The sequence below is a fragment of the Bradyrhizobium sp. 956_D2_N1_4 genome, from assembly GCF_052076025.1.
Taxonomy (GTDB): domain Bacteria; phylum Pseudomonadota; class Alphaproteobacteria; order Rhizobiales; family Xanthobacteraceae; genus Bradyrhizobium; species Bradyrhizobium barranii.
This window is the reverse complement of the sequence record NZ_CP197237.1, coordinates 2,047,582-2,068,436: the sequence shown is the minus strand read 5'-3', so window position 1 is coordinate 2,068,436 and position 20,855 is coordinate 2,047,582. Positions and strand designations below refer to the sequence as shown.

Annotated in this window: 15 protein-coding genes and 2 pseudogenes; 4 read left to right on the top strand and 13 right to left on the bottom strand. The window is 60.2% G+C overall.

Annotated elements, in window-relative coordinates; genetic code table 11:
• Positions 1 to 260: 260 nt before the first annotated feature.
• The 5 genes from AB7535_RS09270 to AB7535_RS09250 all read right to left on the bottom strand — a co-directional run bounded on the left by AB7535_RS09270 (position 261) and on the right by AB7535_RS09250 (position 5,982).
• On the bottom strand, positions 261 to 1,619 hold the full coding sequence (locus AB7535_RS09270; RefSeq protein ID WP_441279789.1) for a helix-turn-helix domain-containing protein: 1,359 nt from the start codon (positions 1,617 to 1,619) through the stop codon (positions 261 to 263).
• A 119-nt stretch (positions 1,620 to 1,738) separates the two neighbouring features.
• Entirely contained in the window at positions 1,739 to 3,169 is a 1,431-nt protein-coding gene (locus AB7535_RS09265) for a DUF1254 domain-containing protein (protein ID WP_439037374.1), read from the bottom strand.
• Between the two features lie 227 nt (positions 3,170 to 3,396).
• Complete coding sequence (locus AB7535_RS09260) at positions 3,397 to 4,080, bottom strand: hypothetical protein (protein WP_439037284.1); 684 nt, start codon at positions 4,078 to 4,080, stop codon at positions 3,397 to 3,399.
• 257 nt (positions 4,081 to 4,337) lie between these two features.
• Positions 4,338 to 5,447, bottom strand: coding sequence for an HlyD family secretion protein (locus tag AB7535_RS09255; RefSeq protein WP_439037283.1), 1,110 nt, complete (start codon positions 5,445 to 5,447; stop codon positions 4,338 to 4,340).
• A 43-nt stretch (positions 5,448 to 5,490) separates the two neighbouring features.
• On the bottom strand, positions 5,491 to 5,982 hold the full coding sequence (locus AB7535_RS09250; RefSeq protein ID WP_439037282.1) for a helix-turn-helix domain-containing protein: 492 nt from the start codon (positions 5,980 to 5,982) through the stop codon (positions 5,491 to 5,493).
• Positions 5,983 to 6,279: 297 nt separating this feature from the next.
• Between AB7535_RS09250 and AB7535_RS09245 the strand changes: the two genes are divergently transcribed.
• The 4 genes and pseudogenes from AB7535_RS09245 to AB7535_RS09230 form a co-directional block, all read left to right on the top strand.
• Positions 6,280 to 7,278, top strand: coding sequence for a helix-turn-helix domain-containing protein (locus AB7535_RS09245; protein ID WP_439037281.1), 999 nt, complete (start codon positions 6,280 to 6,282; stop codon positions 7,276 to 7,278).
• Between the two features lie 306 nt (positions 7,279 to 7,584).
• Positions 7,585 to 8,046: a hypothetical protein gene (locus AB7535_RS09240; RefSeq protein WP_439037280.1), complete on the top strand. Its 462-nt coding sequence runs from the start codon at positions 7,585 to 7,587 to the stop codon at positions 8,044 to 8,046.
• 108 nt (positions 8,047 to 8,154) lie between these two features.
• Positions 8,155 to 8,313: pseudogene (locus tag AB7535_RS09235) on the top strand (ornithine cyclodeaminase family protein); the annotation flags it as partial.
• 23 nt (positions 8,314 to 8,336) lie between these two features.
• Positions 8,337 to 8,444 (top strand): annotated as a pseudogene (locus AB7535_RS09230) (alpha/beta hydrolase); the annotation flags it as partial.
• Positions 8,445 to 9,018: 574 nt separating this feature from the next.
• Here AB7535_RS09230 and corA read toward each other — a convergent pair.
• The 8 genes from corA to AB7535_RS09190 all read right to left on the bottom strand — a co-directional run bounded on the left by corA (position 9,019) and on the right by AB7535_RS09190 (position 20,795).
• Positions 9,019 to 9,984 carry a magnesium/cobalt transporter CorA gene (gene corA, locus AB7535_RS09225; RefSeq protein WP_085404139.1) on the bottom strand — a complete coding sequence of 322 codons (966 nt, stop codon included), beginning with the start codon at positions 9,982 to 9,984 and terminating at the stop codon, positions 9,019 to 9,021.
• A 102-nt stretch (positions 9,985 to 10,086) separates the two neighbouring features.
• The gene (locus AB7535_RS09220) at positions 10,087 to 10,947 is read right to left on the bottom strand and encodes a DUF4118 domain-containing protein (RefSeq protein WP_244623267.1); all 861 of its coding nucleotides are present in this window, start codon (positions 10,945 to 10,947) and stop codon (positions 10,087 to 10,089) included.
• Positions 10,948 to 11,752: 805 nt separating this feature from the next.
• Complete coding sequence (locus AB7535_RS09215; protein WP_085404141.1) at positions 11,753 to 12,010, bottom strand: hypothetical protein; 258 nt, start codon at positions 12,008 to 12,010, stop codon at positions 11,753 to 11,755.
• Between the two features lie 26 nt (positions 12,011 to 12,036).
• Positions 12,037 to 13,371 (bottom strand): TolC family outer membrane protein, encoded by a 1,335-nt coding sequence (locus tag AB7535_RS09210; protein ID WP_094184388.1) that lies wholly within the window; start codon positions 13,369 to 13,371, stop codon positions 12,037 to 12,039.
• An 83-nt stretch (positions 13,372 to 13,454) separates the two neighbouring features.
• Positions 13,455 to 16,613, bottom strand: a complete 3,159-nt coding sequence (locus AB7535_RS09205; RefSeq protein ID WP_085404143.1) for an efflux RND transporter permease subunit — start codon at positions 16,611 to 16,613, stop codon at positions 13,455 to 13,457.
• Between the two features lie 20 nt (positions 16,614 to 16,633).
• The gene (locus AB7535_RS09200; protein WP_085404144.1) at positions 16,634 to 17,863 is read right to left on the bottom strand and encodes an efflux RND transporter periplasmic adaptor subunit; all 1,230 of its coding nucleotides are present in this window, start codon (positions 17,861 to 17,863) and stop codon (positions 16,634 to 16,636) included.
• A 518-nt stretch (positions 17,864 to 18,381) separates the two neighbouring features.
• Complete coding sequence (locus AB7535_RS09195) at positions 18,382 to 19,107, bottom strand: outer membrane protein (RefSeq protein ID WP_071915194.1); 726 nt, start codon at positions 19,105 to 19,107, stop codon at positions 18,382 to 18,384.
• Between the two features lie 65 nt (positions 19,108 to 19,172).
• Complete coding sequence (locus AB7535_RS09190; protein WP_085404209.1) at positions 19,173 to 20,795, bottom strand: outer membrane beta-barrel protein; 1,623 nt, start codon at positions 20,793 to 20,795, stop codon at positions 19,173 to 19,175.
• Positions 20,796 to 20,855: the final 60 nt, after the last annotated feature.

Below are 20,855 nucleotides of genomic sequence, written 5' to 3'. Positions count from 1 at the left end.
AAGAAAGAAGTTGGCCCGTTGCAAATTCGGTACACTGCAGTGCGACGCTTCCGTTTCGGCAGCATCAACCGACCTCAAGGCCAGTCTTGAAGCCAAATGCTTCGTCGGAAACCGGTCACTGAACAAGGCGGCCTACCACGTGTCGAATGCCATTTCGCAGGCGGTTGCGTCCGCGCTTCTTTTAGGCGCGCTCGGAGGCGCGAATTGCACTTAGTGAATTTGCGCGCTGCGGCCGATGACGCCGGCTCAAGCGCATCGCGTCATCCCGCTCTTTGTACCCGCGACCTCGCCACCGTCTCTGATGGGCGCTCGCCAAAAAGGGCCTTGTATTCCGAGGCAAAACGACCGAATTCAGTAACGCCGTGTTCGCTCATGATGTTTGTGACTTTACTTGACGGCACACATTTTCCGCGGAGTGCACGGCGGACCATGTTGAGTTGACGTAGCTTAAGATAGCTTGCCGGCCCGACGCCCAGCTGCTGCCGGAACGTCCTCAACAGTGTCCGGCTTGTTACGTCAGCAGCGAGGGCCAGGTCAGCAACCTGAAGCCCTCCCCATTTCTGACCACGGGCATACTTCAAAGCTTTTGCCACGGTGTCGCTGGGCAATCGGGACTTTTCTGTTGGGGGACGCATTTCGCTATCCAAATCCGCAATTGCGGTGATCAATGCATTTAAACTGGCGACACCAAATCCATGGAGCGTCGACGTTTGCTTCTCGCGCATAAGCACGGCGGTGCTCGCGGCTGCCGCAGTCAAACATTCGAACAATTGTTCCGGGGGCGAAATGACGCGCTTTTCCTTCTCGAGCCATGCGAGACGTTTTCTGCCGGTCTTAATAGACAATGTTTCAAACAACCCAACACGCATCGAAATCGACATCCAACGATGGATGCCGCACGACGCGAACGTAAAATCGCTCCCAGGCGGAAGCACCACAAAGTCCCGAGGCTGAAGGACTTGACCGTCAAAAATCAGACGATCGGCAATTTGCTCGCCCTGGAAAATAAAGCTCAAAGTATCCGGATGCGAAACGCCGTGCAAAATCTTGGAGCCTCCCTCCACGCCAAATTGCAAGACGATCGAACCCAATTTGCAATGACCAACCGACCAAGGGGCTTGACTGGGACCAGTCAGCAGGAAATCCACCGTCGCCCCAATAACCATGTCAGAATATTGGTCAAAGCTAAGGCTGAGCAATGGTACGTCGCTAACAGCCGCCAACGGAAAACTCCTCCCACTCGGCTTTCTATCGGCTCGCGGTGTCATCTTGATACCAAGCATCGCGCGCATATCCTTGAACACGACAGCAATCGCTTCGACGACCGGCTTGCTGGGTTTGGCCTTGCAGTACGGTATGACCTCGTGCTCCGCTTCTTTCGCTCTCCTGACGTTGAGACGATGCATACGGGCGAGACCGTCGTACCAACCACTTGGGAACATATCCGCGTCTTCCTGCCAGGTGCCCGCAAGTTGAGCGCAGGTCAGCGCCTGAATGTCGACATGTCCTTCGCTATCTACGCAGGCGCTCAGGTTGGTCTGAGCGCGCGCCGATTGTATTGCCGCCAGGCGGAGTATTGCAGCGAGAGGATCAGTGCTCTGTGTGCAATTGCTCAACATTTTCCGATTGCTGCTTTGGAACCTGTGAGTCACGCTCGAACTCGCGCCCGCCAAAAAAGGCCGGCACGAGTTCGCGCGCTCAAGTCATTTTCCGCGCAGCATGATTGGTCCAAGTGCCGTCAAGTCCGCTTGATGCCAGGCGGCTGCCACGTCCCTTTGCCGACCGGAAGAATCGAAGGCGCTTCTGTTTTCGGCCAGTAGAGCCGCATCGCCGTATAAATCGGGCCGTTCGGCGCCGGCAGCCAGTTCGATTCCTTGTCCGCACCCGGCGACTTGTGCTGGATGTAAAGCGTCAGCGACCCGTCGGCGTTCTTCTTCAAGGTCGGCAGCATCGGCGAATTGATCAGATAGCGGTCGATCGGATTTTCGATCAGCAACTGGGTCTTGCCATCGTACATTGTCACCGACCAGAAGGCGTTGACCGGCGGCAATTGACCGGCCGGGAAAGTCAGCGTGTAGTTATGCTGGCTGCCGTCGAGCGGCCAGTCTTCCGAATCGAATTTTCCGAGCGGATAGGTCGCTTCCACCGCATCGTTTCCATAGATGCCCGCCTTGGCGCCTGCGGCGCGTTTCAGCCAGTCGCGATTGAAGAATGCGGCGTCGCCAAAGAGGGAGCTGAGCCGCCATCCGTCGACCGACACGCCGGCCTTGTCGATGGCCTCGTCGATTTTTCGTTCTCCTTGCTTCATTCCAATGAGAATCTCGGCTTTGTGCTCAAGCGGGAGATCCCTGAAGCTGAAGGTCTTTCCGCTCCCGACACCGATGCGCGCGAGCTTCGCCCGGATATCTTTCTCGTTCTCGAGCGCCGGCGCGAACTGCAAGCAGAAATCGAGATACTCGAAGAAGTTCGTCTTCACGAGTTCCTTGTCGATCTTCGGAAAACTCACGGCCGGCGAAGCGGGCGGCGCCGGCTGCTTCAGATAGGCGGAAAGCGGCTGCGCCTTGTAACCGGCTTGCACCTTCGTCACGTTGTCGATGTCGCCCGGATCAAGAAGCTGGGTGCGGTACAGGGCGAGCGAGAACAGCGTGCCCGACTGGAACACCTTCTTGATTCCGGCGGGAGTTGTCCCCTTCCACTCCGGTCCGACGACCATGTAGTCGCCAGCATCGCTTCCAGTGGCGCGGCTGCCGACATAACCGTAATTGAAGGTATTGCCGTCGATAAGCTGGACAGAGTAGTAGCGCTTTGGATCCACCGCCGGGACCGAAAGCACCATCGGCTCCGCCCTCAGGTCCATCCACACAACCGAATAGGGCGTGTCGCTGTTCGGTGAAATGACGGCGGTATCTTTATAAGTAAAGACGTGGGATTCGTTCTTGATCTGATTGAACGGCGCCTTGAACTGTCCCGAGTTGCGGTCGATGGCGTATTCGTACATGATGCCGTAGTTCATCACGATCGGCAGGCCGTAGATGAATCCGGCTTCGGCGATGTCCTTGGCCTCGATAATGCCAGGGTAGCTCTGTGCCATCACGCCGCTTGGCCTCGCAATCGCGGCGCCGGCGGCGATCACCGCGGTGGAGCGAAGTAAATCTCGCTTCGTCAACATTTGCCGTACTCCATTAATTGTTCGATTGAGTTGTCGAATCGATCTGCATTCGGACATCAGAACATCCATTGCAGTTTATTGGTTGATATGCCGACCGACATATCGACCACCGCCTCCGCGCTTGCGAACGGCGCGACTGCGACCAACCTGCAAGCTTACCACATACTCATGATCGCGACGCCCGGCCTGCTCTTGCCATAACGTCGTTCGGACTGTCGCGCGGCTCCCTAGTAGCAAGGCGGATAGGGGTAATAGCCACAGCGCGGCGGCGCATAATAATAAGGATAGGCAGCCACAGCAGCCGCTCCGGCAGCCGCGGCCCCGGCAACAGCAGCGCCGCGATAGTAAGCGCCGCGCCAGGCCGTTCTGCGGGCGACACCAGCAAACGACAGCGGCGTCAGCGGCCGGCCAATGATGTCGATGAAGATCGATGCCGGTCCATCGGCTCCTGCCAGATCACCTTCGAGCACATCGACGTCGAAAGTCAGCTTGTCGCCTTCGAGCTTCGGCGACTTCAGCACAACCACCGCGTCGAAGACAGCCGATCCGTCCTTCTTGAATCCGGACACCGTAGCGTTCGGCGGATCCTTTGCGAAATTGTCACTGCCGCTGCCCCAATCCTCGACGATCCGCGTCGTCAGATCATGCCCGGCAGACCGCACAGGGCGATCCGCAAATACGATGGCATTCGGAGAAACTCCGGCGAGGACGAGCTTTCCGTCCTTCAGGCTGGCGCCCTTGGAGTTGAGAACAAACAACGACGGAACGACTTCCGGCTTCGACTGTCCGATGGATTTCTCCAACGGCATGTGCGGCTTCGGCTCGGCTGCCGATTGAGCGGAAAGGATCGTCGGCACACACACCATGCCGGCAGCGGCAATGGCGAGAAGAGCGGCACGCAGTATTGTCATTGGTTCACCTTTCTATATCCTGTCCGCACGGCGGCAGGCCGAAGTCGTGCCCTCAAACGGGGCACCTCGGCTGCCAGATCCCTGTGTCCCGTGTCATGCTCTCCGCCCCAACTCAGACCATCGTTGCTGGCATCCGGTGAGCACCGGGAGGTGGTTTTCCCGCCGCTATTTCGCGGCAACCGGGGACGATATCTTGCCATTTCACGCCAATGGCTGCGGCCTTCGCTAATTCTTGCTGCCGGATCGCTATCGAATTCTTACAGATAAGCCGCATAGGACTGGACCCAGAGCACGATACGGGCGATGAGCCCGATGGGACCCGCATTTTCGGCGAACACCGTTGCCGTGCCCGACGTACCGAGGCGCAAGATGGAGCGGTCGGCATTCGCTGGAAGCGAAACCACCGCGGGATAGGCGCTCGTACCGCCGATTGATCCGACACGAGCGAGCGTCCCTGATACCGCAATCTGCCCCTGCCCGACGCCCTCCGGAATCTCCGTGATCGTGGCCTCGTAGATGCGTCCGGGGTCATTGTCGAAAACGAGTCTCACCCGCGCGCCGGGCTTAATGGTGCGAAAGCCATTCTGCGAAAACACACCGACAATGGAAATGTCGGACTCTACGACAAAGGACATCGCCGCACGCGCCTGCAGGGCGCGCGCACCGACCGCGAGTGCCAGGACGCTGGCGTAGCCGTCCGAGGGCGCCTTGACCGTCGTCTGCTCAAGCTCCCATTTTGCGTCATCGAGTTGCGCATGAGTCTGCGCCACGGTGGTGTTGACACCGCCGATCGACGATTCGAACGAGGCCTTCGCGCTCCGCTGACGCGCCTTTGCGGACTGCAACTGGGCAATCGCAATATCGAGTTGCTCGCGCGTATCCTGTTCACGAAACGAGGTAGCGGCTCCGCTGTTCGTCAGGGAGGCGATATCGTTCAACCTCTTTTCATGAAAGGCGACCTGCTTTTCAAGACCCGCCACGTCGGCATTGGCCTGATCGTAATTCGCCTTCAGCACCTCGGCCTGATGCTGAGCGGCGATTAGTGCAGCTTCGAGCTGACGGACCTTGTATCGAAACGGCGTCGGGTCAATTTCGAACAAGACCGCGTCGGCCTTTACCGGCACGTTTGGTTTGACGGGGATTGCAATCACCTCACCACTGACGTTGGGCGTCACTTCCACGACGCGTGATACGACCACGACGCGCCCGTTGGGGGTGAGATAATTCAGCATCGCCATGAAGACGGCGAGAATGGCAATGCCTGCAAGGGCAGCGACGGTTCCAGACGACCAAGTCAGTCGTATCAGCTTGAACTTTGAAAATGCCAGCCAGATCAGGATAAGGTAGCTGACGAGAATGATGAACATCGTTTGTCCTGTCGCAGCGGTGGCAGGCTGACGCTAACGTTCTTCAGTCAGTGCCGTTAGAACGCTTTTTCCCTCGTCTAGGGCGCGCGACGTTACTCCGGCTTGGCAAGGAAGATGTCTTGCCATTTCGCGCCAATCGCGACGGATTCTGCTGATTGCCCGCATGCGGCTCCTTTCCGAGTCGGGACTTGCCATTTCTTTGAACAGCTCGCTGCCGCCGATAGATGACAGGCTGTATCTTTGTCAAACGCATGAAGACACGGCTGAAGCTGCTCGTTCCCGCATAGCCGAGGCGCAAGGCGATGTCCGATATACGCTCGTTGGATTCTAGAAGCAGGTAGCAGGCTGTATCGAGGCGCACTTCCGCAACCATGTCACTGTAGCTGGTGCCCATTCCGGCGAGATGACGCTGCAACGAGCGCGGGCTCAACCCCAGCTGGAGTGCTGTGTGTAGAAGGGCTGCGTCACCGTGACACAGTGAGGCAGCAATCGCTGCCCGCACCGAGTATCGGGAAGGTATTTGAACTGGCTTCATGGGACCGAAGACATCTGGTGAAGAGCAGCGCCGTGACGCCTCGTCTAGCCTTCTTCTTGCTGGAGCATGAGTGGGGAATCGTGAGCGGTCTTGCCATAAGCCGCCAAGCCGAAACCGAACAGCGCGCCTGCTCCCAGCGGGTCAACCCTGACCCTCCCCCCTTCCGCCTCCAAATGCATCGGGCAACATTTTGCAATACGCGCCAACCGAGAGCTGTTAGGCTTTCGACAGTTCAGCCAAGCCGCATCTCGAAACGGGAGAGGCCGCCGAAACTCAAATTCTGCACGAGACAGAAAAATGACCATTCCTTTGACCCGTTGCCAATTCATTATTCCTTTTGCTGCCATTTGTGATGCGATTGGTGCTCCAACGGAGGCGTTGCTGACCAAGTTTCGCCTTCCGGCTTCTTTAGAGGAAAAGCCTGAGCACTATATTCCAATCCTGCTGGCCATACGTTTCGCGGAAGCCGCACAGCGGTCGCAAGGCATCACAGACATTGGATTTCAAGCTGCTCGCCAACTGCATTTCGGCCACCTGAGCAAGAAGATACGCGCCATCATCCGCTTCTCCCCGACGCTGTTCATTGCCTTGCAGCAATTGTGCAAATGGGCGTCGATTGAAGACACGACCGTGAGTGTGTGGCTGGAGCGCGACGACAATCACGTGAGAATTTGCAGCAAGCTCGCGGACACGTCTGGGGTGCCGCATCTTGAGCATTCGCAGTGGCTTCAGAACGTTTATGTGATGCATATCGTAAGGCATTTTTCCGGCCCCCACTGGGTTCCGGCGACGATGGCCTTCGAGGCCCGCTATGAACCGAGCCTTGAGACTCGGTCGTTCTGGCAAAATACCCGCTTTATGTCGGATCAGAATTCCTCGTGGATCGATATTCCCGTATCATTCCTGGATCTCCCCAATCTCGCAGTCGAGACGCCGGCGCCTTCGCATAGCGACGACCTTGGGCCGTCCGGCCACGAAATCGTCTCAGCAGTTAAATTGATGCTGCCATCCTACCTAGACGATAGAATTCCAACTATCGCAGAAATCGCAGAGATGGCTGGCATCAGCATCAGAAGCTTTCAGCGCAAACTTTCAAGCGCGGGTGTTTCATATTCTGATCTCCTTGACGGGGCCCGCTTTGAAAACGCCGCTAAACTTCTTCGCGACACCGATGCCAAGATTATCGATGTTGCATTTTCCTCGGGCTACTCCGACCCCGCGCACTTCACTCGCGCTTTCCGACGATTTTCCGGAATTACACCGAGAGAGTTTCGCGGCAAATGGAAGCCGCAATAAGTGTCGGTCTCGTGATATGAGCTTCTAACGCGAAGCTCGGCTTTCGATTGGCGTATATTGGTAATTTTCGGCAGCATATGTCCGCTGCTGAGCGTGGGCCTCGGTTTGTCGCCGCATGCAGAACCGAAAATTTTACAGTTGCGAACCGACGGCTTGGTGGACGGCCACCGGCAATATCAAGTGGGGCTCAACGTTCCCGTAAGACCTCGAGTGGTGGGACCATTTGGTCGCGTCGATGGAGGTCAACCCACTTCGACGGGCGCACGAATTCGCGGCAGAGGGATATCTATCATCCTGCAGGAGCCAATGACGTCGCGGCGCTGCGCGGTCATCGCCTTCGGTAGTGACGACCTGCGCAAGCGGTTTCACAACCGTATCCCGCTCCGGTTGACAGGTCAGGCCAATGTCATCGGCGCCGACGCAACGGTGGCCGCATGGACGGAAGGCCAGCCCTGGCTCGATGCCGTGATGGACCACCTTCACAAGGCCCGGAACAGCGTCGTATATGTGCTCGCGGCGGAAGTGCCGGAGATCCGCTTCCATGCTCCGGAAGCCACTTACCTAGCCTGGCTCGACTGCCGCGAACTCCGTCTGTCGGCGGCGGCATTCCAGTTCTTCCTGAGCAAAGCCCGGCTCGGCTTCAGTGCCGGCGCGACCTTTGACCCCGGTTGCTCGCAGTTTGTCAGGCTCAACTTCGCAACATCGTTGCCGATCCTCGACCAGATTCTGGATCGTATCATCGTCGCAGCGCGGCAGAACGACCGGTGATGCCCGTTGAACTGGCCGCAGCTCGAGAAGACCGGAGTTGCCGTGAACTGACAACATCGGCAAATTTGAGCTAGCTGAACTCACAATTTCGGAGGCCCTATTCTCTCTATCGGCACGATGAGCGCGGTCGACCTGTCGCTGACGGATAGAATGACAAAATTGGTTGCCGACGATTGGGGCCAGTGCGACTGCGGCAGGTTCTGCAGTCTGCGAGCCCATGTCGAGGCGGGGAAACTGTCCGAGGCGACGTTGCATGCGCAGCTCGGGACGAAAAGCAAGATCGCCCCTAGCCAGCCGCCAAGTGTGATGCACCCTGCCCGGTCTCCCTGCACGGCGGCTACTGGCAGCGCAATTCGCGCGAGCTGCTCGTCATGCTTGCCGAAGGCGTGGCCGCGCATGAGGGTCTGCTCATACTGGCTGTCGCAAGATTTTTCTTGATCTCTCGGTGCACACGTCGCGCACACGCCGCCTTCGAACCACTTGAAAAACCTGAACTCTCGCTCCAATCCATCATGGGTGCCACGGAAAATTTCCAACGCAAGTCATTCATTTTATTGAACTATTTTATCTAGGATCGACCCCGTATGTGACTGGATCGACTGAGAAATTTGGCACGACGAGGCTTTCGCAGATTGCTCCTTCTAGGCTCATCCATGTCCGAATTGGAAGCGAAAATCTGGCCTTCGGATTCTCACCACGCACACGAAAACCCCATGTACACGTCACTCGCGCAGCGCTCGCCCTTTACGCGGGTCACATTGAAGGCGAATTCGCGCAAACCGGGTCGACATTTGGCCGGCACGTTTTGCGGGAGATCACAAGTGGGAAGAGGTGGTACGCAGCGCTCACGGCGATCTTGTGTTGGTGGCAGATGTCTACGAGTCGCGAGCTCTCCGAATTTCCACAACTGAGCTTTGCCGCGGTGCGATCTATGAAATGGCCCAACTCGGCAAATGCGACGAGCCACTAGCGTCAAAGCCATCGAGCGCGCTTGAAACGCAGGTAAAGCACACCGCACAATACGACGATAATGCCAACGACGACAAAGTAGCCGTATTGCGTCTTCAGCTCGGGCATGTTTTCAAAGTTCATGCCGTAAATTCCGGCAATCGCGGTCGGTACGGCCAGTATGGCGGCCCAGGCGGCCAACTGCCGCGTGATCACGCCCTGACGCTGCTGCTCCAACAGATTGCTCACCTCAAAAACCGAAGTCAGAACATCTCGCAGGGAGTTCACCATCGCTTCGACGCGCCGCACATGGTCCAGGACGTCTTGAAAATAAGGCCGAGCGTTGGCGTCAAGACACGGCGTCTCGAGGTGAACGAGCCGGCCGCAGACCTCCGTCATCGGGCCGATAATTCGCTGGAAGCGGATCAGTTCTTGGCGAAGCCCGAAGAGCCGCTTGACGTCCGCGCGGCTAAGAAAGCTGTCGAGAGCGCTTTGCTCCATGGTGAGAACGCGTTCCTCGATCGTCTCGACCACCGGAAGATAGCCGTCGACGATAAAGTCGAGGATGGCATGGAGAACGTAGTCGGGGCCATAGCCCAGCAGGCTGGGGGCTGCTTCGAGCTGGGCGCGGAGATTGCTATGCGCGCGCGCCGAGCCATGGCGAACCGTGATGATGAAATTCTTCCCGACGAAAATTGCGGTTTCACCATAGGCGATGCGGTCGTGCTCGAGATGGGCGGTGCGCGTCATCACGAACAGCTGGTCGCCATAAACGTCGACCTTCGGCAATTGGTTCGCTTTCAGCGCATCTTCAATCGCAAGAGGATGAAGCCCATAGTTCTTCTCGAGCTGTTCAAGCTCTCGTTCCGGAGGCTCGAATAACCCGATCCAGACAAACTCGGATTTGCCCTTGCAATCGATAGGCTCGTCCAATGAAACGGCTTTTGCCTTCTTGCCATGACGATACAAATGGGCTGCTACGACGCTCACAACGAGCTTCCTCCAAACCTGTCGAGCGGTGTGCACCACCCCGTTACCTTAAATCGCCTGCCTTCATTTTGTTGCAGGCTTGGAGCGCGGGATGGTTCGGATTCAATCTGACGGTCGGGCATCGCGTTTGACCCGCGCATGTTGACGGTCAAGCACCAAGGCTAGGATGCGCACGACGACGTCGATCTGCGCATCCGGTGAGGAAGGGCGTTCATCAGGGTCGAATGCGAGTCCAACCACGGCATTCCGGCCTTCGTCGGTCTCCACGGGCCAGAAATCAAAGCGGGAGGCCAGATTGGGATAGATGCCACTGCGTATGACAGTTCCAGTCGCCAGGGACGATCGTGCCGCCTCCAACTCGGCCTCCTGCGGCTCCACGTCTCCGACTTGCTCGAGGGAAACCACCCTGCCCTCCGTAACGAGCATCACGATGACGGGAACCTGGAAGAGCGTTGCCAGTGCCCGGGACGTAACCGAGACGATCGCCTTCGTATTGTCGGCCGCGACGACATCACGGCAATAGCCTTGCAGCAAGGTCGCGCGCCTTCTTGACAGCCTCGCTTCGGTCGCCCTCTGCCGGGAGGTGAAGGCAACTGCACTCACGATGACCCCGACCACGAACAGCAGTCCAATCGCCCAGATGTTCGCGGGGTCATCGACCGCCAATGAGTAGCGTGGCTCGGTCAGGAAGAAATTGAATGCCAGAGCACCTGATATCGCCGAACAGAGTGACGGACCGAGGCCGAGACTCACCCCTGCGATGATCACTGGAAGCACGAAAATAAGCGACAGGTTGGGGATAGTGACGCTGCTGTCAATACCGACAGCGACGACCGTCGCGGCGGCGGTCATGGCGATTGAAGCAACGTAGCGCGCCAGTTCCGATGCTACCGGACCCAGAAGGGGCTCGGCATCAGGCGCCGGCGCGATGTCCTGCGGCAGCTTCGATTCAACATCCGTCACCACTTGAACTCCCGCCTGGCAGGCGACACACGTCGGCCGAAAAGCAAGCCCGTCAGCGTGTGCTTGCGGCGCTGATAGCTAACCGAGCATACAACAACTCCATCCACATGTGAGCCGCATCAAAGGCAAATTCAACGTCGCGCGAAGCGCGCCGTCGCCCGGACTGTCAGGTATTTGATCTTCCGGCTGGCTGAGGCAGCGCCGCGGGTCAGCCATGAGCGCGCGATCATTCCTGTCGAGGACGCGAAGAGGTGATCGACCGCGTGGGGGGAGAGACAGACTCGGCCAGATATTTCGCACGCCATTTCGGCCCTGGGCCGCGCATGTAATGATTTTCCGGCCGGTATCTGGCGGACGGTCCGTACCAGGCCGGGAACAGGAACGTCATCAGCACCTCAAGGGCGCGATAAGTGAGGAGCATCAGCCTAGCGAACGATTCCCTTGCCATATTGCCCCCGAAGCCAGACGCCGCCGATACCCGCGTTCGCACTCTTGGTTCGCACTCTTGGGAGTGAGATCGCGGTCAATCCGGAATGAATTGGTTCGATCCTCGAGGGCAAACCGGCTGCGATGTGATCGCCGCCTAGGCACCCTGGCCTCCACGAACGGATATCGCATGGAAGCATGATGTGGGTGATCGGATAGGAAATCGAGATAGCCCGGCGTCCGCTCATATAGGCGCCGCATAGTGGGCACGACTGCCCGAGAACCGAAGTTCATCAGTCGCCGTCGCGAGCAACGGCAGACATTTGGCGGCCATGACGGTCGTCGCAATGCTGGCGAACGGTCGTCGGCCGGCGGTGCGCTAGTTCTTCTTCTTGGACGCCTTTGCCGCATCAGTGGCGCGGGCGCCACCCCAGGGATCGTACTTCTCGTCAGGCACCGGAATCCTGTCCAGCGCGGCCTTGTAAGCCTTCTCGTCGACCTTTGGCCGGCTTTCGACGGGCGGACCTGAGTTGCCGCGGCCTCGGCCAAAACCCTGTGCGTTGGCTACGAAAGTGGAGGCCAGCACGGCCGCGACGGCAACAACGAGAGCCGGGAGTGCGCGCCTTCCGCCGATCATGCTCATTCCTCCTGCGGCGCGAACGCCTATTGTCCGGATGGTGTGCGTACGCCGTGCCAAGCGTCGCGCACCTGGTGATAGTGGGCCTCCGGCAGATAATCCGGCGTATCGAGATTGAGCGTGCGGACATCCAGCCGGCCGACGGCGCTGAGCAGCGTGTAGGAAGCGATCACCCGGTCGCGCTGCGCCTGGATCTGACGCGAACGGGCCGCGGTGAGGTCCTGCTGGGCGTTGAGCACGTCGATCGTGGTGCGCTGGCCACCGGCCGCCTCGCGGCGGACGCCCTGCAATGCGACGTCTGCCGCCTTCGCCTCCGACTCGGCCGCTGTCAGTGCGACCTTGGTGCCCTCATTGGACACCCACGCGCCGACAACCGCCGTCCGCGACTGGCTCCTGACCTGCTCAAGCACCAGACGGCTTTGCGAGGCGAGTTCCTTGGCCTGGCGCGTCTGGGAGGCCGCGGTACCGCCGTCATAGATTGGTACGTTGATCTGGCCGAGGATCGAGGCCTGATTGGTCGCAAACGTGCTCAGCGTGGAATCCGAATCCTTGGAGCGGCTGGCGTTCGCCTGTACGGCAACCGTCGGGAGCAGACTGCCTTCTGCGACCTCGATCGTGGTCTGCGCGACGTCGACATCGTAGCCCGCACCGAGCACCGCCGGATGCTCGTGATTGGCGGTCTCGATCGATGCCGGCATCGTCACTGGCGATAACCGATCGACCGGCGTGGCCGGCGTCAACTGACCGGGCGGCCCGCCGATCACCTGGACGTAGGTCGCTTTGCTGATGGCAAGCGTCACCTCAGCGGCATTGAGATCGGCAAGGCCCCGACTGAGGCGCGCCTCGGCCTGGGCCGTATCGGTCGGCGTCACATCGCCCGCATCGAGACGCTTCTTCGTCGTCGCCTGGATCTCACGCAGCACTGCGACGTTGGTGCGCTGCGCCTCAACCAGGGCCTGATTGGCCAATACGTTCATATAGGCCGTGACGGCGTCGAGCAGCACGCCCTGCCCGGTGTTACGCAGCGCCTCGCGCCCCGACAGAACCTGATACTCGGCGACGCGCACGCTGTTGGCGGTCTTGAAGCCGTTGAACAGAACCTGGCTGACGGTCACGCCAATCGTCCACGGACGCAGCGTCGCGCCCTGGATCGTATTGTCGGGCAGCGTATTCCTGACCGCCTGCAAACCCGCGCTGAGGCTCGCGACCACCTGCGGCCGGTAGCCGGCGAGCGCCTGCGGCACGTTCTCGTCCGTGCCGCGCTGCCGGGCACGATCGGCGTTGAGCTGCGGGCTCGACTGATAGGCCCGGACCAACGCCTCGGACAGCGTTTCCGCGCGCGATGGCACGCAAACCGTCATCGCCGCCCCGGCAAGGAAAAGTACCAGTGTCCGGCCGGACGCTCGCACAGCCCCCCTGACGATCTTGTTACGCACGCCCCACCTCATTCTGCCGGCGCCAACTGAGGCTGCGCCGCCAGGCCCGGCCGGGTCCGCCGCGAGAACATCGAGATCAGTGCTGGCAGCGTGACCAGAATGACGATCGGCGCCAGCATCATTCCGGCGACAACCACGACCGCAAGCGGCTTCTGCACCTGCGAGCCGATGCCGCTGGAGAGCGCCGCGGGCAAGAGCCCAATGCCCGCGACCACGCAGGTCATCAGCACCGGACGAAGCTGAAGCTCGCCGGTGCGGAGGATCGCGGCACCGCGTTCCATACCCTCGTCGATCAGCGCGTTGTACTGGGACAGGATGATGATTCCGTCCATCACCGAGATGCCGAACAGTGCAATGAAGCCGATTGCCGCCGAGACGCTGAAGGGAATGCCGGTCACGAGCAGGCCCAGGATGCCGCCGAGCACGGCCATCGGGATCACACTCATGGTCAGGACGGTGTCGATGATCGAGCCGAAATTGAACCAGATCAGCATGGCGATCAGCGCGAGGCTGATCGGCACCACGATCGACAGCCGCCGGATCGCATCCTGTAAATTGCCGAATTCGCCGACCCATTCGAGATGCGAGCCCGCCGGCAATTGCACGTTGGCCGCGACCTTCTCCTGCGCCTCCTGGATGGCGCTGCCGAGATCGCGCTCGCGCACCGAGAATTTGATCGGCAGATAGCGTTCCTGCTGCTCACGATAGATATAGGCGGCGCCGGACAGGACCTTGACTGTCGCGACTTCGCTCAGCGGCACCTGCGTGACGCCGTTCGGCCCCTGCGCCCCAATTCGCAAATTCTGGATTGCCTCGGCGCTCTTTCGGAACTGTGGTGCAAGGCGGACGATGATCGGGAAATGCCGGTCGGAGCCCGGCTCGTAGAGGTCCCCGGCGCTGTCGCCACCGATCGCGGTCTTGATCGTCGCATTGATATCGCCCGGCGACAGCCCGTACCGCGCGGCGCGGGCACGGTCGACATCGATCTGGATGGTCGGTTGGCCGAGCGAGGTGAAGACCGCAAGGTCAGTGATCCCCTGAACGGTGGCGAGCTGCGCCTTGATCTTGTTTGCGGTGTCCGTCAACGCCTGGAGGTCACTGCCATACAGCTTGATCGAGTTTTCGCCCTTCACGCCCGACACGGCCTCCGAGACATTGTCCTGGAGATATTGCGAGAAGTTGAACTCGACGCCCGGAAACTTTTCCTGAAGCTGCCCCAGCAGCATGGCGGTCAGCGCGTCCTTGTCCTCGCCCTCAGGCCATTCCTTGGCGGGCTTGAGCGGCGCAAAGAATTCTGCGTTGAAGAAGCCGGCGGCGTCGGTACCGTCGTCTGGCCGGCCATGTTGCGATACCACCGACTCGACCTCTGGCCGGGCAGCGATCACCTTGCGCATCTGGTTGACGTAGGAGTTACCCTCCTGGAGCGAGATGGTCGGCGGCAAGGTTGCGCGGATCCAGAGATTGCCCTCCTCCAGCTTGGGCAGAAACTCGAGCCCGAGCAATCGCACGGCGACGACCGTGATCAGGACCAGGACGGCGCCGCCCGCCAGCACGACGCGGCGATGTGCGAGCGATCGCGCCAGCACTGGCATATAGAGCCGATGCACCCAACGCATCAGAAACGTCTCGGTCTCCTCGACATGGGCCGGAAGGATAATGGCGCTCAGCGCCGGCGTGACCGTGAAGGTTGCAAGCAGGCCGCCTGCAAGGGCATAAGCATAAGTCCGTGCCATCGGACCAAAAATATTGCCTTCGACGCCGCTCAAGGTGAACAGCGGCAAAAAGGCCGCGATTATGATGGCTGCGGCGAAGAAGATCGAGCGCGACACGTCGGAGCCAGCCGTCAGGATGGCATGATGCTTCATGTCCATGACGGTGCGCGACGAGATCGTCGCCCGCTCGCCCGGCGTCAGCCGCTCGGTATGCGACAGGCGCCGGAAGATCGCCTCCACCATGATCACGGTCGCATCCACGATCAGCCCGAAATCGATCGCCCCGACCGATAGCAGATTGGCGGATTCGCCTCGCAGCACGAGGATGGTGACCGCGAAAAACAATGCAAACGGAATCGTTGCGCCGACGATCATCGCGCTGCGCAGGTCCCCAAGGAAGATCCACTGCAACAGCACGATCAGGCCGATTCCGACCACCATGTTCTCCAGCACGGTGTGGGTCGTGGTCTGGATCAGGTCCTTGCGGTCATAGATGCGCTCGATGCGCACGCCAGGGGGCAGGATCGACGAATTGTTGATGCTGGCGACGAGCTCTTCGACGCGCGAAATGGTCGGCGAGCTCTGCTCTCCGCGGCGCATCAGGACGATGCCCTGAACGATGTCGTCGTCCTGATCCTGGCCGGCGATCCCGAGCCGCGGTTGCTCGCCGACGGTGACAGTCGCGACGTCGCGGACCAGCACCGGCGTGCCGCCATTGGAGGCCACCATCGTATTTTCGAGCGCGTGGATCGAACGGATCAGGCCGACGCCGCGAACAACGGCGGATTGCGGGCCGATATTGACGGTGTTGCCGCCAACGTTGACGTTGGCGTTGTTGATGGCCTGTTGAAGTTGCGGGAGCGTCAAGCCGTTCGCCACGAGCTTGTTGAAATCAGCCTCAACCTCGTAGGTTTTGGTCTTGCCACCCCAGCCAGTTACATCGATCACGCCCGGGACGGTGCGGAAACGCCGTTGCAGGACCCAATCCTGCAACGTCTTCAGATCGAGCACGGAGTAGTTGGGCGGCCCCACCAGCCGGTAGCGATAGATTTCTCCGATCGGACTCAGCGGCGAGATCTGCGGCTGCGCATTGTTCGGCAACGGCGGTAATTGCGAGAGGCGGTTCAGAACCTGCTGGAGGGCCTGCTCGTAGGTGTAGTCGAATGAGAACTGCAGCTTGACGTCGGACAAGCCGTACAACGAGATGGTCCGGATCACCTTCATGTTCTTGATGCCGGCAACCTGAGTCTCCAGCGGGATCGTGATGTAGCGCTCGATCTCCTCGGCCGACAGCCCCGGACTTTGCGTCACGATGTCGACCATCGGCGGCGTCGGATCGGGATACGCTTCGATGTTGAGCTGCTGAAACGCGATCAGGCCGCCGGCCAGCATGGCGGCGAACAGGCCGACCATGAGGAAGCGGCGACTGACTGCGAAGGCGACGAGACGTTCCATGTGAACCGGCTTGCCTTGAGTTAGCTGCCGGAAGCGGCACGGTCGATGAACAGGCTTCCGCGCGTGACGATCTTTTCGCCGGCCTTCAGGTTGCCGCGCACCTCAACGAGGTCGCCATTGGTCAACCCGATCTGGATTTCGCGCAGCTCGACGGAACCGTCGTCGCGCGAAACCCAAACCCGGACACGATCGCCCTCGAAGATTAGAGCCTGCTTCGGCACGCCGACTGAGGGACGGTTTTCGCCGGCATAGACCGTAACGTTGGCGAACATTTCCGGCTTGAGCGATCCGTCTCTGTTGTCGATGGTGGCGCGGACCATGAGACGCCGCGTTGACGGATCGATCGCGGCGGCGACGTAATCCACACGCGCCTTGAACTCGCGACCGGGAAGCGCCAGCACCGTAAAGGCGATATCCTGTCCGATGGCGATGTCCGCAGCCTCGCTCTCGCGCACGAAGGCCGTGAGCCAGACCGTCGAGAGGTCCCCGATCACGAACACCGGATCGCTGGCACTGCTGCTGATGAACTGGCCGGGACCGATCTTGCGCTGCACGACCGTCCCGCCGATTGGCGAAGTGATCGGCGTCTCGGCGCTGATCTGGCGCGTCTCCTGGAATTTGATGATCTGATCCTCGGACCGCCCCAGGATGCGCAGCCGATTGTGCGCCGCCTCGAGTGCGGTCTCCGCCGAGCGCATGTCATTCTGCGCTGTGATGAGATCGGCCTGCGCCTGCTGCCAGTCCTTGAGAGGCACCGCTTTGCCGGCATAGAGATCGTTGGCGCGCTTCTCGACGATCTGCGCGAGGTTGAGCTTGGAGCGCGCAGTATTGAGGCTACCGAGCGCCGTCACGAAATCGTTCAGGCCCTGCACGGTGTCGGTGGCTTCGACCACGAACAGCGGCTGCCCGCGCTCGACGACATCGCTGGGCTTCACCAGAAGTTTCACGACACGGCCCGCATAGGGCGAGAAGATCGGCGTGGACCTGTCTTCGTTAACGGCGATCTTGCCCTCCGTGACGTGCTCCGCACGAAACACCCGCTCCGTCACCGGCGCAATCGAGAGCGTGGCCAGCTCGGATGCGGTCGGAACGTAGCGCGGCGGCTTTACCTTGGCCTGGCTCGACATCTCCATGGATTTGCCATGTGACGCGAGCAACCGCGTCGCGCCGACGGCCCCAATGGCAAGCGCGATCGCCGCAGCCGCAAGCGTAACGACTCTTTTCCGGCTAAGGCTCGAACCGGCGTTCATGATGCAAACGTGCGCATTGACTCATGCACTCCCGTGCCTCCTGCGAGGCCTTGGCTTACTTGCCCAAACGGGGCTCAATTCTGAACGCGGCCGCGCCACATTGGAGATCTCGACCCGCGGTCGTACCGCATCGGACCGTGATTGCCGGACATGCCGTCGGCGATCCGCCGTGATGCTCCCAGGCTGTCAAGGCGTCGGCAGCGCGTAGCATGGTTCGCTTGCACAGAACTGACAGCACGTCCTCTCAGCATCACGCTCGCGGCAACAGAGATCACGATCCGCACGGCGCGTCCGCTCACAGGGCACGCCGTGCCGATCGATCTCATTGGCTCGGCCACATCGGATATTTGGGCCCGCCATAGTAGCGCATCTGGTGAGTACCCGGCGCATCTGTTGCAGTGGCACCGAGATCGCTCACGCATCCGGCAAGGCAAGCGCCAAGCCCAACGAGAGCGATCATCGCCGCAACTTTCAGTCTTCGTCTCGAGCCGATCATGCAGTCCCCCTGCCTCCTGGCGTCAATACTTCGCGACCACCGCGTTGCCGCCGAACTTGAAGTCGAGCCCGACCATCACGGTCGAATAGGTGTTCGCCACCGTGTACGGCAGCACACCGTTGGTCGGCGCATCGCGATGGAACGTGCCGTAGTCGAAATAGCGATACTCGAACTTTCCGATCAGATTGTTGGTGAACGCATAAGCGATGCCACCGCCGGCGGTCAGGCCGCTCCGTGTGGCCTTGAACGTGTCCACGCCGACGCCGGGATTGGTGTTGGTGTGCGTCAGCTCGCCATAAGCCCAACCGCCCGTGAAGAACAGCAACAGGCGGTCGACCGCGATGCCGCCGCGCCCCCGGAGCGTGGCACCCCAGCCCAGCTTTGTCGCGTCATTCCAGCCGAGCGCGAAATTGTCGTTGCCCTTGATGTCAGCGCCAAAGCCGTCTGCTTCGATACCGACGACGATGTTGCCGCTCTGCCAGTTGGCGCCGATCTCGCCGCCGCCGAAGCCACCCGTCGATTCGTAGTTCGCCGTGAAGTTGGCGAAGCCCACCGGTCCGGTGGCGTTGTTCACGTTGTGATTGCCGAGCCCCCAGCCGCCGAAGACGCCGACATAGAAGCCGGACCAGTCATAGGCCGGCGCGGCGACTGGCGGAGCCTTGCCGTAGATCGGGAGATCGGCGCCAAACGCCGGCGACATCGCCGTCAATGCGCCCAATGCAACCGTTGTGAGAAGAATCTTTTTCATTGTTAGCCCCTGTCGAATGTCTCTTCCGAAGTGGGTGGCGCTCGCGGCGCCACCCGTCCGCAGAATCAGAAGTGGATGATGATGTCCGCCGAACCGATGACGGCCGTCTTCTTGTTCGGGGGAATGCCGAAGTTGGCGTTACCGTTGAACGCCGGCGCGTCCAGCGCGTGATACACCGACACTTCGGGCCGGATCTCGATCTGCGGCGAGAACCAGTGCTGCCAGCCGATCCCGGTCTCGACGTAGCGCGTCTTCACGCCGGTACGCTGTCCCTGCTTGTCGTCGAACCACTCGAGACGATAGGAGATGTTGTCCATCTTCGTCGGGCTGTAGTTCACGTAGGTCAGGAAGGTCTGGACCGACGCCGTGCACGAGAGCTGGGTTGCGTTGCCGCAATGCGCGCCGAATGGTGCGTTCCAGGGCATGACGTCGAGCGAGAACGGTGTACCGCTGGCCACGAGCGCGACCGAGGCCGGATTGTCGAGGTTGAGCACGTTGTTCTGGTGCTCGTTGTAGGTCTCGAACGAGATGTGCCACTGATCGTTGAACTTGTGATAATAGGTCAACCCGTACCACTGGAGATTGTTGTAGCCCCAGGTGCCGTTGTTGATGCCGTTGGCGATCACGTAGACGCCGTCATTGCCGCTATCGGTGACGTAGCGGACGGCCGCGCTGAAGGTGGGCTGCGCGCCGGGATCTTTCAGCATGGTGCTGTCCGGGAACAGCGGATTTGGATTCGCGTTGGCGATCTTGGCGCCGACATGCCAGGGCATCGCTTCGGTGCCGACTGAGAATCCTCCCTGGATCATCCAGTTCTTGTTCAGCGCGAGCGAGGCGTTAATTCCGGTGTTCGTATAGTTGTCGAACGTGTACGTCATCGAATGCGTATACATGTAGTTGTTCGGCGCGAGCTGCGCCTCGATGTCCGGGATCGAGATGTAGCGGCCGAACCTCAGCAGAAGGCCGTCGGCTAGATAGGGAATGAAGACCTCGCCATAGGCCATCGGCATGTCATAGCCGTAGTTCCTGTTCTGCTGGAGGAGCTGATTGCTCCACAAGCCGTAAGCCGTGGTGTAGCGATAGTTCTCGCCATAGATCGGCGCGATGCGGAAGCCCCAGTCGATGTGGTCCTTCTGGACTGTGTCGGGCAGTCGCTCGATATAGACCACGGCCTGATCGAGCTGAACCGTGTTCGGATTGTAGTCGTATGCTGCCGGCGAATTGCCGCCGCGGACGGTGTTGTTGCTGAGGTTGCCGCCGGCGTTGACCCAGCCATAGACCTGAATGTGCGCGTCGTTCATCCACTGCCCGACCGCCGTGTTGCTCATCGCGTTCATCAGCGGGCTGTCGACCGAGTTCGGACGCGTGACGCCGATTGCAGTCGCACCGCCATAGGGCCATTCGGTGAACGGCATCGGCGGAATGCTCTGCGGTGTCGCAGGCCATCCGTCGCGGCGCGACGCCGCCGCCTTCGGATCGGACGGCGCGGCCTCATGGCCCCATTCGAGCCGATAGTAGTTGATGAAGCGGGTCATGAAGTCCTGACCCAGATAGGAATCCATGCACGCATAGTTCTTGTAGGGATCGCAGAACGTCTTCCCCACGGGCGGAAGCGTGTCCGCTGCATTGGCAGCGCCGCCAATCCCCATCGCGACCAGCGATACGCCCGCCAAAAGATAGTTTCTCATCATATTGCCCCAAGCTGTTGGACCGACGCCTTCCAGGCGCTCTTTCGGTTTGGTTAAGCT

Bases quoted from the DNA above. Each gene is read 5' to 3' on its own strand.
- AB7535_RS09270 (WP_441279789.1), bottom strand. From the start codon at position 1,619: ATGTTGAGCAATTGCACACAGAGCACTGATCCTCTCGCTGCAATACTC.
- AB7535_RS09265 (WP_439037374.1), bottom strand. From the start codon at position 3,169: ATGTTGACGAAGCGAGATTTACTTCGCTCCACCGCGGTGATCGCCGCC.
- AB7535_RS09260 (WP_439037284.1), bottom strand. From the start codon at position 4,080: ATGACAATACTGCGTGCCGCTCTTCTCGCCATTGCCGCTGCCGGCATG.
- AB7535_RS09255 (WP_439037283.1), bottom strand. From the start codon at position 5,447: ATGTTCATCATTCTCGTCAGCTACCTTATCCTGATCTGGCTGGCATTT.
- AB7535_RS09250 (WP_439037282.1), bottom strand. From the start codon at position 5,982: ATGAAGCCAGTTCAAATACCTTCCCGATACTCGGTGCGGGCAGCGATT.
- AB7535_RS09245 (WP_439037281.1), top strand. From the start codon at position 6,280: ATGACCATTCCTTTGACCCGTTGCCAATTCATTATTCCTTTTGCTGCC.
- AB7535_RS09240 (WP_439037280.1), top strand. From the start codon at position 7,585: ATGACGTCGCGGCGCTGCGCGGTCATCGCCTTCGGTAGTGACGACCTG.
- AB7535_RS09215 (WP_085404141.1), bottom strand. From the start codon at position 12,010: ATGATCGGCGGAAGGCGCGCACTCCCGGCTCTCGTTGTTGCCGTCGCG.
- AB7535_RS09210 (WP_094184388.1), bottom strand. From the start codon at position 13,371: ATGACGGTTTGCGTGCCATCGCGCGCGGAAACGCTGTCCGAGGCGTTG.
- AB7535_RS09205 (WP_085404143.1), bottom strand. From the start codon at position 16,613: ATGGAACGTCTCGTCGCCTTCGCAGTCAGTCGCCGCTTCCTCATGGTC.
- AB7535_RS09200 (WP_085404144.1), bottom strand. From the start codon at position 17,863: ATGAACGCCGGTTCGAGCCTTAGCCGGAAAAGAGTCGTTACGCTTGCG.
- AB7535_RS09195 (WP_071915194.1), bottom strand. From the start codon at position 19,107: ATGAAAAAGATTCTTCTCACAACGGTTGCATTGGGCGCATTGACGGCG.
- AB7535_RS09190 (WP_085404209.1), bottom strand. From the start codon at position 20,795: ATGAGAAACTATCTTTTGGCGGGCGTATCGCTGGTCGCGATGGGGATT.